15 protein-coding genes are annotated in these 14,544 nt (G+C 69.4%); 4 read left to right on the forward strand and 11 right to left on the reverse strand.

The annotated features are described in order from the left end of the window. Positions 1-61 precede the first annotated feature (61 nt). From QM728_RS13230 to QM728_RS13240, 3 genes are read right to left on the reverse strand one after another with little or no spacing between them, the layout of a single operon-like run. A complete protein-coding gene (locus QM728_RS13230) occupies positions 62-1,261 on the reverse strand; it encodes an O-succinylhomoserine sulfhydrylase (RefSeq protein ID WP_415032897.1) in 1,200 nt (399 codons plus the stop codon). An 8-nt stretch (positions 1,262-1,269) separates the two neighbouring features. Beyond that, the gene (locus tag QM728_RS13235) at positions 1,270-1,683 is read right to left on the reverse strand and encodes a rhodanese-like domain-containing protein (RefSeq protein ID WP_415032470.1); all 414 of its coding nucleotides are present in this window, start codon (positions 1,681-1,683) and stop codon (positions 1,270-1,272) included. After that, positions 1,680-2,153 carry a hypothetical protein gene (locus tag QM728_RS13240; RefSeq protein ID WP_415032471.1) on the reverse strand — a complete coding sequence of 158 codons (474 nt, stop codon included), beginning with the start codon at positions 2,151-2,153 and terminating at the stop codon, positions 1,680-1,682. The genes QM728_RS13235 and QM728_RS13240 overlap by 4 nt, the downstream gene beginning before the upstream one ends. A 109-nt stretch (positions 2,154-2,262) precedes the next feature. Between QM728_RS13240 and QM728_RS13245 the strand changes: the two genes are divergently transcribed. Further along, positions 2,263-3,654, forward strand: a complete 1,392-nt coding sequence (locus QM728_RS13245) for an FAD-dependent oxidoreductase (protein WP_415032472.1) — start codon at positions 2,263-2,265, stop codon at positions 3,652-3,654. Between the two features lie 133 nt (positions 3,655-3,787). Here QM728_RS13245 and QM728_RS13250 read toward each other — a convergent pair whose 3' ends face one another. Continuing rightward, positions 3,788-4,285: a hypothetical protein gene (locus QM728_RS13250; protein WP_415032473.1), complete on the reverse strand. Its 498-nt coding sequence runs from the start codon at positions 4,283-4,285 to the stop codon at positions 3,788-3,790. A gap of 147 nt (positions 4,286-4,432) precedes the next feature. On the opposite strand from QM728_RS13250, the gene QM728_RS13255 reads away from it, so the two are divergent. Next, positions 4,433-5,017 carry a CHAP domain-containing protein gene (locus tag QM728_RS13255; RefSeq protein ID WP_415032474.1) on the forward strand — a complete coding sequence of 195 codons (585 nt, stop codon included), beginning with the start codon at positions 4,433-4,435 and terminating at the stop codon, positions 5,015-5,017. Positions 5,018-5,023: 6 nt separating this feature from the next. Here QM728_RS13255 and QM728_RS13260 read toward each other — a convergent pair whose 3' ends face one another. Further along, the gene (locus tag QM728_RS13260; protein ID WP_415032475.1) at positions 5,024-6,097 is read right to left on the reverse strand and encodes a dihydrodipicolinate reductase; all 1,074 of its coding nucleotides are present in this window, start codon (positions 6,095-6,097) and stop codon (positions 5,024-5,026) included. A gap of 139 nt (positions 6,098-6,236) precedes the next feature. Between QM728_RS13260 and QM728_RS13265 the strand changes: the two genes are divergently transcribed. Further along, a complete protein-coding gene (locus QM728_RS13265; protein ID WP_415032476.1) occupies positions 6,237-6,824 on the forward strand; it encodes a TetR/AcrR family transcriptional regulator in 588 nt (195 codons plus the stop codon). Here the strand turns inward: QM728_RS13265 and QM728_RS13270 are convergent. Genes QM728_RS13270 through QM728_RS13285 form a run of 4 tightly spaced genes read right to left on the reverse strand, consistent with a single transcriptional unit; the run spans position 6,821 to position 11,692 of the window. Further along, entirely contained in the window at positions 6,821-7,300 is a 480-nt protein-coding gene (locus tag QM728_RS13270; RefSeq protein WP_415032477.1) for a DUF456 domain-containing protein, read from the reverse strand. The two genes, QM728_RS13265 and QM728_RS13270, sit on opposite strands and share 4 nt — an antisense overlap. A 6-nt stretch (positions 7,301-7,306) precedes the next feature. Beyond that, entirely contained in the window at positions 7,307-8,785 is a 1,479-nt protein-coding gene (purT, locus tag QM728_RS13275) for a formate-dependent phosphoribosylglycinamide formyltransferase (RefSeq protein ID WP_415032478.1), read from the reverse strand. 10 nt (positions 8,786-8,795) lie between these two features. After that, positions 8,796-10,367: an adenylate/guanylate cyclase domain-containing protein gene (locus tag QM728_RS13280; RefSeq protein ID WP_415032479.1), complete on the reverse strand. Its 1,572-nt coding sequence runs from the start codon at positions 10,365-10,367 to the stop codon at positions 8,796-8,798. 38 nt (positions 10,368-10,405) lie between these two features. Continuing rightward, on the reverse strand, positions 10,406-11,692 hold the full coding sequence (locus QM728_RS13285) for an adenylosuccinate synthase (protein WP_415032480.1): 1,287 nt from the start codon (positions 11,690-11,692) through the stop codon (positions 10,406-10,408). A 73-nt stretch (positions 11,693-11,765) separates the two neighbouring features. Here QM728_RS13285 and QM728_RS13290 point away from each other — a divergent pair, with 73 nt between their 5' ends. Then, positions 11,766-12,413: a hypothetical protein gene (locus QM728_RS13290; RefSeq protein ID WP_415032481.1), complete on the forward strand. Its 648-nt coding sequence runs from the start codon at positions 11,766-11,768 to the stop codon at positions 12,411-12,413. Here QM728_RS13290 and QM728_RS13295 read toward each other — a convergent pair. Continuing rightward, positions 12,403-13,305, reverse strand: a complete 903-nt coding sequence (locus QM728_RS13295) for a cation diffusion facilitator family transporter (protein WP_415032482.1) — start codon at positions 13,303-13,305, stop codon at positions 12,403-12,405. The two genes, QM728_RS13290 and QM728_RS13295, sit on opposite strands and share 11 nt — an antisense overlap. 43 nt (positions 13,306-13,348) lie before the next feature. Next, the gene (locus QM728_RS13300) at positions 13,349-14,464 is read right to left on the reverse strand and encodes an FUSC family protein (protein WP_415032898.1); all 1,116 of its coding nucleotides are present in this window, start codon (positions 14,462-14,464) and stop codon (positions 13,349-13,351) included. Positions 14,465-14,544 lie beyond the last annotated feature (80 nt).

Here is a 14,544-nt window from a genome sequence, read left to right on the forward strand (position 1 = left end):
TGCATCACAAGACCCGACCGAGATTCCGGTCGGGTCTTGTCACGCAGGGTCGGGTTTGCCGTCAGCCGAGGGCCTGATCGAGGTCTGCGATCAGGTCGTCGACGTTCTCCAGGCCGATAGAAATCCGGATGACCGAATCGGTGATGCCGACCGCGGCCCGGCCTTCCGGACCCATCGCGCGGTGCGTGGTCGTGGCAGGGTGCGTGGTCAGCGACTTCGCGTCGCCCAGGTTGTTGGAGATCTTCACGACGCGCAGCTTGTTGAGCACCTCGAAGACGCGCTCCTTGCCGCTCTTGCCGTCCCGGTCGGCGACCTCGTAGGTGATCACGGTGCCTCCGCCGGCCATCTGCTTGCGCGCGAGGTCGTACTGCGGGTGCGACGGCAGGAACGGGTACTTCACCCACGACGTCCGCGGATCGTCGTCGAGGAACTGGGCGACCTTGAGCGCCGAGGCGACGGCGGCGTCGACGCGCAGGCGCATCGTCTCCAGGCCCTTGAGCAGGGTCCACGCGTTGAACGGGCTCAGCGCCGGCCCGGTGTGGCGCATGAGGTTCTGCACCGGTCCGCTGATGAACTCCTCGCTGCCGAGGATCGCGCCGCCCATGACGCGGCCCTGGCCGTCCATGTGCTTGGTGGCCGAGTAGACGACCACGTCGGCGCCGAGCTCGAAGCCGTGCTGCAGCAGCGGCGTCGCGAAGACGTTGTCGAGCACGACCTGGGCACCGGCGGCGTGGGCGAGCTTGCAGACGGCCTCGATGTCGACGAGGGTCTGCATCGGATTGGCGGGGGTCTCGAAGAAGACCGCGGTGGTCGGCTCAGACAGCGCCTCCTCCCACTGCTGCAGGTCCTCACCGTCGACGAAGACGGTCTCGACGCCCCAGCGCGGCAGGATCTCGTTGCAGATCACAAAGCAGGAGCCGAAGAGGCTGCGGGCGGCGACGAGGCGGTCGCCGGTCTTCAGCAGCGCGGCGAGCGCGACGAAGACCGCGGCCATGCCGCTGCCCGTCGCAAAGCACGCCTCCGCACCGTCGAGCAGGCGCAGGCGCTCCTGGAACATGGCGACGGTCGGGTTGCCGTAGCGGGAGTAGACGAAGCGCTTCTCCTCGCCGGTGAAGGCGCGCTCGGCCGACTCGGCGGAGTCGAAGACATATCCGCTGGTCAGGTAGAGGCCCTCAGAGGTCTCCATGAACTGCGACCGCGCGGTGCCGCCCTGCACGGCCAGGGTGTCCGGGCCGACGTCGCGGGGCAGCTCGCCGAAGATGTCGTCGGTCACGACTGCCGCCAGGGCAGGTTGAGCGCCTTCCACCCGGTCGCACCGCGGTGGTCGTTCTCGTCGAGGTGTCCTTCAAAGCCGTCGAGCACGTTGTAGGACTGCTTGATGCCGGCGGCGGTGGCCGCCTCGGCGGCGCCGATCGACCGATTGCCGGAGCGGCAGATGAACAGGACGCGGTTGTCGTCGGTGATGCCCGCGTCGCGCAACTGGTCGACGAAGAGGTGGTTGAGTTCGCCGTTCGGGAAGGTCGTCCACTCGACGAAGACCGTGCTCTTCTCGACGATCTCCAGATCGGGCACGCCGACGAAGTTCCACTCCGCGCTCGTGCGGCAGTCGACCAGGACGGTGTTCTCGTCGTTCTCCAGCAACTCCCACGCCTCGAGCGGGGTCACATCGCCTGCGTAACTCATGAGCAGACCTTCCATCCGTCCTGCTGGCGCACCAGCGTCGTGGGCACCGTGGTCTTCTCGGCGGCCTTCTTCTCGTAGTTCCAGACGACCGTCGCACTGGCCTTGTCGTCGTTGATGACTACGCCGGTGATCTCCGGGATCACGATCTTCCCGTTCGCGTCACGCGCGGCGACGGTGTTCTGCGCGAGGAAGTCCGCACGGGACTGGGCCTTCTCCTGGCAGGTCACCCGCAGGTAGCCCGCGTAGTCGATGGCGTTGCGCGCGGTGTACTGGTCGCTGATGACGACGCGGACCTGGTCCTCCGGACTGAGCCGCTTGTGGAAGGGGTTCGCGAACTGGGCAATTAAAATCAGGCCGATTAAAAGTGCGACGAGGACGAGCGCTCCGATGAACGGCGCTTTCGTCGGGGCATCGCGCGCGTCGAGTTCTTCGGTCAATCTGCCCAAGTCATCGTCGGGGGAGTCAGCCACAACGCCCAAGTATATGGCGGCGCAGGTCAGCGGTCGAAATGAGGCGAACCTCACCGCCGGTCCGGACCGCCATTTTGGCCGTCGCCGCCGAGCACCTACCGTAGAAGCCATGAGCTCCGAGAACCGCCCGCTGCGGGTAGCCATCGTCGGCGCCGGCCCGGCCGGCATCTACGCCGCCGACGCGCTGATGAAGCACGACGACCTGGCCGACCGCGGCGTCAGCATCGACCTGTACGAGCGGATGCCCGCGCCCTTCGGCCTGATCCGCTACGGCGTGGCCCCCGACCACCCGCGCATCAAGGGCATCATCAACGCGCTGCACAAGGTCCTCGACAAGCCGCAGATCCGCCTGCTGGGCAACATCGACTACGGCACCGACATCACCCTCGACGATCTCAAGCGCCACTACGACGCGGTGATCTTCTCCACCGGCGCCACCGACGACCGCGGCCTCGACATCCCCGGCGTCGACCTGGAGCGCAGCTACGGCGCCGCGCAGTTCGTCGCTTGGTACGACGGCCACCCCGACTTCCCGCGCACCTGGCCTCTCGACGAGGAGAAGGTCGCGGTCATCGGCGTCGGCAACGTCGCCCTCGACGTCGCGCGCGTCCTCGCCAAGACCGGCGACGAACTGCTGCCCACCGAGATCCCGGCCAACGTCTACGAGGGCCTCAAGGCCAACAAGGCCGTCGAGGTGCACGTCTTCGGCCGCCGCGGCCCGGCGCAGGCGAAGTTCACCCCGCTCGAGCTCAAGGAGCTCGACCACTCGCCGAACATCGAGGTCATCGTCAACCCCGAGGACATCGAGTACGACGAGGGCTCGGCCGTGGCGCGGCGCAGCAGCAAGATCACCGACCAGGTCGCGACGATCATCGAGAACTACGCGATCCGCGAGCCGAAGCAGGGCGCCATCCACAAGCTGTTCCTGCACTTCTTCGAGAACCCCGTCGAGATCCTCGGCGACGACGGCAAGGTCGTCGGCCTGCGCACCGAGCGCACCGAGCTCGACGGCACCGGCAACGTGCAGCCCACCGGCAAGACCACCGACTGGGATGTCACCGCCGTCTACCGCGCGGTCGGCTATCTCTCGGACAACCTGCCGGAGATCCCGTTCGACCACACTGCTGGCGTCATCCCCAATGAGGCGGGTCGCATCTTCGACGAGGGCGCGCACCTTCCCGGCCTTTACACGACCGGCTGGGTCAAGCGCGGCCCCGTCGGCCTCATCGGCCACACCAAGGGCGACGCCAACGAGACCGTCGACTGCATCGTCGACGACATGAAGAACGACAAGCTGGGCTCCCCCGCCGACACGTCCGAGGACGCGGTCATCGCCCTCCTGGAGGAGCGCAGCATCCCGTTCACCACCTGGGACGGCTGGTACCGCCTCGACGAGCACGAGCGCGCCCTGGGCGCCGCCGAGGGCCGCGAGCGCATCAAGGTCGTCGAGCGCGAGGAGATGCTCGCCGCCTCGGAGCCGGACAAGGTCCAGAAGGCCTGACGCCCGGGGTAAACCCGACAGAACGTGACAAAACCCCACACCTTTCGGTGTGGGGTTTTGTTCGTAACTGTCGGGTCTCGATACGAATCGCTCCTTCGTCGCGATTCACTCGACCTGGCAGGTTTACGACCTGTCAGGACCCGGTGGCCGGCGGAGCCGGGATACGCGGGTTGGCCGGACGGTCGATGTTGGTGCTCCAGTAACCGAAGTTGTTGCCGAGGTCGTCGTAGGTGTCGCCCCAGGTGTAGCCGCTGATCGACGTGGGGACGCAGCCGGGCCAGCGGGTCTCGATCGGCCGCTGCCAGCGCTTGGTCTTCGTGTTCCACTTCGACATGGACTTGCCGGGCTTGATCTCCCGGACGGTCACGCGCGGACCGTTGATCTCCTGCAGGCTCACGTTGCGCATGGTCGAGCCGCCGACGTTGACGACGGTCATCCAGCGCACCTGGTACCAGAGGTTGTTCCAGGTGGAACCCTTCTGTCCGAAGTGACACTCGATGCCGCCGCGGATCTGGAGCTCGCCCGGGCCGGCCGCGTTGGCCGGTGCGGCCGCCATGACGGCCGAGGCCGCCAGCATGGTCGAGGCGCCGGCAGCGATCAGGCCGCGGCGAATGTTGGTGGAGTTGCGCATGGCTTCTCGCCTCCTTGTTAGGTGTGCGGCCGCGGGGTGCGGCCGATGCCAGAGAGTATGTCGCGATCGTCGGCCCGATGGTTAGCCAGATCGGCCCTTCGCAGCGACTTCACAGAAGTCCCGCAGGCCATGGCTACCATCGGATCCATGAGCACCACGGGCCGACGGGCGGGGAGCCGGATCCTCGCGCTCGTCGTCATCGCGACGGTGGTGGCCGCCGCTCTGGTGGCCTGGCAGGAGCACGATCGGATCCGCCGCGCCCTGGGCCTGCGCCCGCCGTTCCCGACGGTCGACACCACCGCGCTGACGCCGACCCGACGCCGCATCATCGAGGTGCTCCGCGCGGAGTACGACGATCCGCAGCCGGGCGAGTACTACGCCGAAGGGATCACCGAGCCGTGGTGCGCCGACTTCGTGAGCACGACGATGCGCCGGGCAGGGGTGCCGCTGACCAATCCCAACAGCGGGACGTGGCGGATCCCCGGGGTCGCCACCCTGACCGACTACTACCGCTCGACCGGCCGGTTTCGCGGCCCGCAGTACCTGCCGAAACCCGGCGACGTGGCGCTCTACCAGTCGGACAGCAAGTGGGGACAGCACACGAACATCGTCGTCGTGGTCGACGGCGGCCGGGTCACGACCGTGGGCGGCAACGAGCCGGGCGGGATCGGCGTCCAGGGCTTCGACCACGCGACCGAGCGGGGCGTCGTCGGCTACGGCCGGCCGAGATAGGCGGGGCTACCGGATAGTGCCGTGCCCCGCGATCAGTGGCAGGTCCAGCGGGGTGACCCACCCGGGCGGGAGGTCGTTCACCGCGGGGACCGCGTTGAGCGCGCGCAGCCCCGTCGACAGGCAGCCGGCGGTCGCCGCGTCGCGGCCCGATCCGTCGGTGAAACGGAACGCGGTCTCCTGGGAGATGCTCGGGGTGCCCTCGATGTCCACCCGGTAGACGTCGTCGGTCGTGCCCGACGGCCAGTCCGGCGCCGCGTCGCGCCCGATGCGGTTGACGTGCTCGAGTTGGATCCGCGTCTCACCCCGGTAGACGCCGTTGATGGTGAAGCGCACGGCGGCGACGTTGCCGGCCTTGATGACGCCCTTGGCGGTCTGTCGATCGGTGGGCGTGACCCATTTCTCCCACGTCGTCGTGATGTCGTCGAGTTCGATTCCGGCGGCGTGGGCGATCATCGGCACGGTCGCGCCCCACGCCATGATCAGCATCTCCGGGTACTCCAGCAGCGGCGTGAAGTCCGCCTCGCGGCCTATCCCCATCTCCGACTCGTAGTCGCCCTCGTAGTTCGTGTAGTCGAGCAGTTCGGAGGCCCGCACGGTGCGGACCTTCGAGCACAGGCCCATCAACGTCATCGGGAACAGGTCGTTGGCGAAGCCCGGATCGATGCCGGTGGTGAAGCACGACGCCTTGCCGTCGGCGCACGCCTCCTCGATCGGCTTGATCCAGTTGGGCGGGTTCTGCTTCATCTGCGGCCAGACCCACGGGGTCATCGCGGTCGAGCACACGTCGATGCCCGCCCGCAGGAACCTGCCGATGAGGTCGATGTTGGCGTCGGCGTGCGCGGCGGTCGGGCCGTAGTGCACCAGCGCGTCGGGTTTCAGGGCGATCAGGGCGTCGACGTCGTCGGTCGCCGCGATGCCGGTCTTCTGGTCCAGCCCGCACAGCTCGCCGGCATCGCGGCCGACCTTGTCCGGGTTGCTGACGCCGACTCCGACGAGTTCGAAATCCGGGTGGTCGAGGATCTCGGCGATCACCATCCGCCCGACGAACCCGGTCCCCCACACCACGACGCGTTTGCTCATTCTTCCGACTCCTGCCGTGCGCGGCCGCACTGAATTAACATGATGATGTTAGAAACTACTACCGGGAAGTCCCCACTGTGGCGGACTTGACCGAATCGACTGGTCGGGAGGGCGAATGTCGGCACCGAGCCGCTCCCGCATGGCGAAGCAAGAGGCCTATCGCCGGGTCATTCTCGAATGTGCCGAGGAACTCTTCGCCGACGGCATCGACGGCACCAGGGTCGACGACATCGCGGCGGCGGCCGGCATCGCGCCGCGCACCCTCTACTCGGTCTTCGCCGGCAAGCAGGAGATCATCGACGCGGTGTGCGACCGCCACCGGCGGGCGCTGGTGGCCCGCGCCGAGGTCGTCGCCGCGCCGGCCACGACACCGTTGGCGACCCTGGTCCTCGGCGTCCGCGGGGCGACGCAGTACTTCATCGACCATCCCAACTACCTGAAGATGGAGCTCCGCGAGAGCCGGGCCTGGTCGGCGGACAGTCCGTCGTTCTCCCCGATCTGGCACCAGACCTTCGACACCCAGCGGCGCCTCTTCGAACGGTGCATCGCCGACGGATCGGTGCGGCCCGGTGACGCCGACGCCTACGCGCGGGCGCTGCTGGCCATCCAGCAGAGCCAGCTCGCGCACTGGGTCGACGGAGCCGACCACGACGTGTCGGCCCGCATCGAGGACCTGGTCCTCCACGCGTTCGCCACCCACCCGGATGAGTGCGCGGGCCTGACCTAGTAGACGAAGGCCCCCACGAGCCAGATCACCGTGGCGATCAGGCAGCCGGACAGCTCGACGAGCATGCTCGCGCCGGCGGCCTTCGTCGCGGCCCACGCGCCGCGCCAGGCATTCTCGAAACTCCACCCGCGCACCAGCTCGGAAACCATGGCGCCGACGATGAAGCCCAGCAGCAGGCCGATGACCGGTACGACGAAGAAGCCGATGATGCCGCACAGACCGCCGACGAGGACCGTCGTGTTGGGCACGCCCGCCGACTTCAAGGTGCGACCCGCGACGTAGTACTTGATCACCTCGGCGGCGACGATGAAGACGGCCGCGGCCGCGAAATAGGCCCACGCCCAGCCGCCGACGAGGAAAGCCCAGACGCCGATCGCTCCGAGGATGAGCAGCCCGCCGGGCAACACCGGCACAACGACGCCGACCAGGCCGACGAGGATGGCGAGACCGACGAGGGCCTCACCGGTGAAGGACACCGGCGGCTACTCGGACTTGGCCACCGCGGGCGTCGCGGCGGGGGTTACCGCGGCGGCCGTGACCGCTGCGGCCGACACGGCCGACTTCTTGGCCGGCGACTTCTTTGCCGCAGGCTTCTTGGTCGCAGTCTTGGCCGCAGTCTTCTTCGTCGCAGACTTCTTGGCCGCGGGCTTCTTCGGAGCGGCCTTCTTGGCAGCGGGCTTGCGGGCCGGCGTCTTCTTCGCCGGGGCCGGCTTCGCCTTCGGCGGCGACACGATGCCGACCTTGCCGGCCGCCGCGGTGGCGCGCGCCCGCGCCTCGTCGATGTCGTCGGCGGTGGCGGTCACGACGCCGAGGCGGCGGCGCTGCGTGGACTCGGGCTTGCCGAACAGCCAGATGCTGGTCTCCGGCACCGCGAGCGCGGCGGCCACGTTGGCGTACCCGACCGCCTTTTCGTCGCGGTCGCCGTAGATGACCGCGGAGGCGCCGGGCGAGGCGAGGGTGACCTCGCAGGGCAGGCCGAGGATGGCCCGGGCGTGCAGTTCGAACTCGCTGACCCGCTGGGTCGCCAGGGTGACCAGGCCGGTGTCGTGCGGGCGCGGGCTGACCTCGGAGAAGTAGACGTCGTCACCCTTGACGAACAGCTCGACGCCGAAGATGCCCCGGCCGTTCACGTCACCGCACATCGCGGTGGCGATGCGGGCCGCGATCGACGTCGCCGACGCCATGGCGAAGGCCTCCATCGGCTGCGGCTGCCAGCTCTCGACGTAGTCGCCGTCCTCCTGGCGGTGCCCGATGGGCGCGCAGAACTGCGTGATGACCTCACCGCTCGCCGGGTCGACCGACCGCACGGTGAGCAGCGTGACCTCGTAGTCGAAGTCGATGAAGCCCTCGACGATGACGCGGTCGTTGCTGACGCGCGCCTTGGTCTTGGCGGCCTCCCAGGCCTTTTCCACATCGGCGGGGCCCGACAGGACGGTCTGTCCCTTGCCCGACGACGACACGATCGGCTTGACCACGCACGGGTAGCCGATGGTGGCGGCGGCGTCCTTCAACTCATCGAGCGAGTCGGCGAACAGGTACGGCGGCACCGGGATGCCCAGCTCCTCGTCGGCCAGTCGGCGCACGCGTTCGCGGTTCATCGCCGCGTCGGCGCCGAAGGCCGACGGGATGACCCGGGCGAGACCGCTCGACTCGATGTCGATGAGGGCCGCAGTGGCGATCGCCTCGATCTCGGGGACGACGAAGTCGGGCTTGAACTTCTTGACCACCCGGGTGACGGCCGCCGGATCGGTCATGTCGATGACCGCGGAGTGGTGGGCGACCTGCTGGGCCGGCGCACCCTCGTAGCGGTCGACGGCGATTACCTCGACGCCGAGTCGCTGGAAGGCGATGGTGAGCTCCTTGCCCAGTTCACCGGCGCCCAGGAGCAACACTCGGACGGCGGAATCGGTCAGGGGGGTGCCCAGCACGGACGGCACCGACGGCGTGGCATCGCTAGTCATGTTGTGAATCCTACTTCCCCGTTTTCTTTGAGTGCACGTCACTCGCACCCATCCGCGCGGCGCACACCACAGTCGGCTCGGTTCGGCCGCGCAGGACCTCGGCGTCGAGGGTCTCCCAGTGGGCGGCCTCGGTCTTGTCGGCGGCCCCGACGGCGACCTCCGAGGCCAGCGGTCGACGCGGATCGCGCTTCGCCAATTCGGACAGACGGGCACTCTCGTTGACCGGATCGCCGATGACCGTGAACTCGAAGCGCTCGATGGCGCCGACGTTGCCGGCGACGGCCCTGCCGTACCCGACGCCGATGCCCGCCGACAGCTCCGGGACCTCGGCCGGCAGGGCCGCGGCGATCGTGCGGGCGGTCGCCAGCGCGGCGCCCGCGGGGTCCTCCAGGTGCAGCGGCGCCCCGAAGATGGCGAGCACGGCGTCGCCCTCGAACTTGTTGACCAGGCCGCGATGGTCTTCGACCGCCCGGACGATGACCCCGAAGAACCGGTTGAGGATGGCGACCGTCTCCGACGGGCTGCGGGTGGCGGCCAGCGTCGTGGAACCGATGACGTCGATGAACATGGTGGCCACGATCTGCTCGCTGCCGCCCAGTTCGGGGTCCTCGCGCAGCGCAGCGGCCGCGACGTCCTGGCCGACGTGGCGGCCGAAGAGATCGCGGATGCGTTCCCGCTCGCGCAACCCGTGGACCATCGTGTTGAAGCCGAGCTGCAGGTCGCCGAGCTCGGAACCGTCGTAGACGACGATGTCGACGTCGTTGTCCCCGGCGCGCACGCGGCGCATGCCCTCCTGGACCGAACGCACCGGCCCGACGACGCTCATGTTGGACAGCACCGTCAGCAGCAGGCCGGTGAAGAGCGCGACGCCGCCGATCATCCACACCGCGATCACCATGTCGTGCTTGCCCATGTTGTCGAAGAGCAGCGTGAACAGGCCGACCAGCAGGATCCCGACGATCGGGATGCCCGAGCCGACCAGCCACGCCGAGATGGCCCGGCCGCGCAGCCGACGCCGACCGCCGGTGAATCCCGCCTCAATGAGCTCGGCTTCGGCCGGTCGCAGGATGAACTCGACGAACAGGGCCGAGATACCGGTCACGACCGTGCCGCTGAACAACAGGACGAACAAGACCTTGGGGATGAGCTGGGCGTCGATGATGCCGTAGGCGACGGTGAACCCGATGGTGGCGCCGATCCAGAGCAGGCCCTGGATGGCGGTCAGGCGCCGCGGTGCCCGTCGGGCGTTCTTGGCGTCGGCGGCCGTCGGCTTCTCACCGCGGATCGCCCAGCGCAGATCGCGGACGGTGAAGTAGGTGCCGGTCACCACCCCGAACGCCAACGAGAACACCACGTAGATCGGCGCGGCCACGAAGTTGAGCCACACCGTGTCCGGTCGGAAGATGGTCGGAACCGGGATCCCGACGGTCAGCAAGACGACCGCCACCGCGATGCCGATGACGTTGGCGATGACGATCGCGGACGTCAACAGCGTCTGGGTGCGGATCCGCTTGACCAGCTGGCTGTCGGTGGCGGACCCGAGCAGGACCGATCCGTAGTCGCGCGCGGAGGCAAACGGCATTGCCGCGTCTCCTTCCGATCGGTCCCGTCAGCGAGGCGTCAGGCGATGGCGCGCCGGACGATGGTCTCGTCGCGGCCCGGCCCCACGCCGATGCAGGACATGTAGGCGCCGGACAGCTCTTCGAGTCGTAGCACGTAGCGCTGGGCGTTCGCGGGAAGTTCGTCGAAGGAGCGAGCCGCCGAGATGTCCTCCCACCAGCCGGGCATGGTCTCGTAGACCGGCTTGGCCTTGTGGAAGTCCGACTGCGTCATCGGCATTTCGTCGAAGCGCTTGCCGTCGACCTCGTAGGCGACGCAGATCGGCACCTCGTCGAGCCCCGACAGGACGTCGAGCTTGGTGAGGAAGTAGTCGGTGATGCCGTTGACGCGGGTGGCGTAGCGGGCGATGACGGCGTCGAACCAGCCGCAGCGGCGCGCGCGCCCGGTCGTGACGCCGACCTCGCCGCCGGCCTTGGCCAGGTACTCCCCCGCGTCGTCGAACAGTTCCGTCGGGAACGGACCCGACCCGACGCGCGTCGTATAGGCCTTCAGGATGCCCAGCACGGTCGAAATGCGGCCAGGGCCGATGCCCGAGCCAACCGATGCGCCGCCGGCGGTCGGGTTGGACGAGGTGACATACGGGTAGGTGCCGTGGTCGACGTCGAGGAGGGTGCCCTGCGAGCCCTCGAGCAGCACCGTCTCGTCGCGCTCGAGCGCCTGGTTCAACAGCAGTCGGGTGTCGGCGATGCGCCCCTTGAAGCCCTCGGCGAGTTCGAGCACCTCGTCGGTGATCTCCTGCGGCTCGAGCGCCTTGCGGTTGTAGATCTTGGTGAGGATCTGGTTCTTGATCTCCAGCGCCGCCTCGACCTTCTCGGCGAGCAGCTTCTCGTCGAGGACGTCGGCGGCGCGCACGCCGACGCGGGCGATCTTGTCCTGGTAGCAGGGGCCGATGCCGCGGCCGGTGGTGCCGATCTTGGCGTTGCCCAGGAAGCGCTCGGTGACCTTGTCGATCGCGACGTGGTACGGCATGAGCAGGTGGGCGTCGGCCGAGACGAGCAGGTTGGCGGTGTCGACGCCGCGCTTCTCCAGACCGGCGAGCTCGGACAGCAGCACGCTGGGGTCGACGACGACGCCGTTGCCGATGACGTTCTTGACGCCGGGCGTCAGGATTCCGGACGGGATGAGGTGCAGCGCGAAGGACTCGCCGTCGGGCAGGACGACGGTGTGCCCGGCGTTGTTGCCGCCCTGGTAGCGCACGACCCACTGCAGCTTGCCGCCCAGCAAGTCGGTCGCTTTCCCCTTGCCCTCGTCGCCCCACTGGGCGCCGATCAGCACGATCGCAGGCATGCGTCAGACTCCTTGTTCGCCAGACAATCCGGCCCAACCCTACTTGGTTTGCGCCGCGGCTACGCTATTGCGCGTGCCCGCTGCCGTCCTGACGCCGCCCGCGATCTCCGATTGGAGTCTGCTGCCGCTGCGCTCGGCGGTCAAAAGCCTCGTCGACGAGGCGTTGGCCGGCGGGGCGGTCCGGCTCGTCGTCGACGGCGATTGCGGCCACCCCGATGCGTTCCTGGGCGCCGTCGTCGCACGGCTGATGGTGGCCGAGCGCCTCGACGTCGAGATCGCCTATGTCCCGCCCCGCCCCACCCGGGCGACGCGGGTGCACGGCCTGCCCGGTGGCGCTGCCGCCCGCGCGCTGGCCGAGGCCGGCACGGCCCGCGAGTTCCCGCTGATCCGCGACGACGCGGCATCGGTCGTCGTCGGCCGGGCGCGGCACGTCGGCGCCGACGGCGGGCCGCTGCGCGGGGAGGGATACCTCGACGACGTCCGGCTGTTCGACGGCGAGGCGATCGCGGTCGAGATCGAACCCCTGGCCTCGGCGCCCGGGCTGCGCGGCCGGGTCGCCCGTCGCGTGCTGCCGACGCGGTGGACGCCGGGCCGCGCGGTGCAGACCGGTGGACCGGAGGTGTTCGTGGAGCGCGAGGGGGTGCTCACGCCGCGGCCGGTGCCACGGTCGACGTTCTACCCGCACCACATCCCGTGGCGGTTGGTGGTTCCTACCAGCTGAGCTCGGCGTCGCGGCAGCCCGACCGCCCGCCGGTCTCGACCTGGACGGTCGCGTGCTCGAGGCCGTGGTCGGCGAGGATCTCCTGGGCCGCCGCCAGCACCGGCGCGCCGTCGGCGTCGGCGGTGACGTGGACGGTGGCGACGTCCATGCCGGTGGTCAACGTCCACACGTGCAGGTCGTGCACGTCGACGACACCGGGAATGGCGGCCAGCTGGGCCTCGACGGCGTCGACGTCGACGTCCTTGGGCGCCTGCTGGTTCAGGATCCGCAGCGCGTCGCCGGCCAGGCGCAGCGCGCGCGGCACGACCCACAGGGCGATGAGGACCGCGACGACGATGTCGGCATAGCCGGATCCGGTGAAGAGTGCGAACACGCCGGCGATGAGGACGCCGATGCTGCCGAGGGCGTCGGCGATCACTTCCATGTAGGCCCCGCGCACGGCGATCGACTCCTTGGCGTCGGCGCGCAGCAGCACCATCACGATCACGTTGATCGCCAGGCCAAGCAGGGCGACGGCGATCAGTGTGCGCCCCGGGACCGTCGGGTGCGAGCCGAGGCGCTCGATCGCCTCGTAGAGGACGTAGGCGCCGACGGCCAGCAGGAGCACGGCGTTGATGACGGCGCTGAACACCTCGGCTCGGTGCCAGCCGAAGGAGCGCTGGGCGGTGGTCGAGCCGTGGCGCGCCAGCAGGAGGGCCGACAGCCCCATCAGCAGGGCCACCAGGTCGGTGGCCATGTGCCCGGCGTCGGCGATCAGGGCGAGCGAGTCGACGATGAAGCCGACGGCGAACTCGACGACCATGAAGCCGCCGATGAGCGCCGCCGCGACCGCGAGGGGCCAGATCCGCCGGCGCGCGGCGGCATGTCCCGCGTGGTCGTGTGAGTGGCCCATGCGTCCAACATATGCGGGGTCATGCATATGGGCAAGTTGGGCGCTATCCCGTCGAGCGGTGCAGCTGGGCGACGGCGGTCGTGCGAGAGAGCCCGGCGATCATCATCATGTCGACCAGCTGGGAGCGGATCTGCGCCAACGTCGACGCCGCGGTCACATCCTCGGCCGCGACGAGTTCCGGGCGCGCCTGGCGCACGATGCCGCGCAACACGCGGGCCGCGTCGGCGGCGTCGGGCTGGCCGGTGGGCGGCGCCAGCATGAAGGCGCGCAGGATCTCGTAGCCGTCGGCGAGTTGGGCGATCAGCTCGACCACCGGCGCCGGCACCGGCTCCCCGCGCGCGGCCATCCCGTCGATGCGCCGGGTGAGCACCTGCAGGTTCCGCACGGCGGCGTCGATCGGCTCGGCGGTGGCGGCGATGCGCGCGATCCGGGCGCGCGATCCCCAATAGAGCGGCGACATCACGCTGACCTCGCGCCCGGCGCGCATGTCCGTGCGCATCTCGTCCAAGTCGCCGCGGAGTCCGCTGATCTGTCCGTGGACGTCGCTGATGGCCGCGGTGTCGCCCGCGCGGACCGCCGTCGCCAACGCCGCGCAGGTGTCTCGCGCCGTCGCGAGGATCCGGGCCGCATCGAGGCGGGCGCGGTGGGCCGGATTGGTCGGCAGGATGACCACGATGAGGATGCCGACGACCCCGCCGATGAGCGCGTCGATCGCCCGGTCGGGGCCGGCGCCGCTGACCGGCAGTGCGACGACGAGGACCGCCGACGACGCGGCCTGCATGGGGATGATCGGACCGTTGTCGACGAAGACGGCCAGCGACATCGCGACGAGGACCGCCACGGCGATCTGCCAGGCGCCGGAGCCGAACCGCTGGACCAAGAAGTCGCCGATGAGCACGCCGATGGCCACACCGCCCACCAGCTCCGCCGACCGTCGCCACCGCTTGGACAGTGAGAGCCCCAGCGAGATGATCGCGGCGATCGGCGCGAAGAACGGGGAGTGGTGGTCGAACACCACGGTGGCGATCCACCAGGCGACGGCCGCGGCGAGCGCGCACTGCAGGATCGGGACGGCCGAGTTCAGCAGGCGACGGACCCGCCGCTGCAAGGGCGGCGGCAGACGCCGCAGCGCCTTGCTGCCCGGCTCCCGGGCGCGCATCCACTGCTCCCCCACGGCTTGCGCCGGATGCGGGCGGTCCTTGCCCCTCAGTGGTCGCACCGCATCACGATATAGCGGCG

This window comes from Gordonia sp. (in: high G+C Gram-positive bacteria) (genome assembly GCF_047602025.1).
Classification (GTDB): Bacteria; Actinomycetota; Actinomycetes; order Mycobacteriales; family Mycobacteriaceae; genus Gordonia.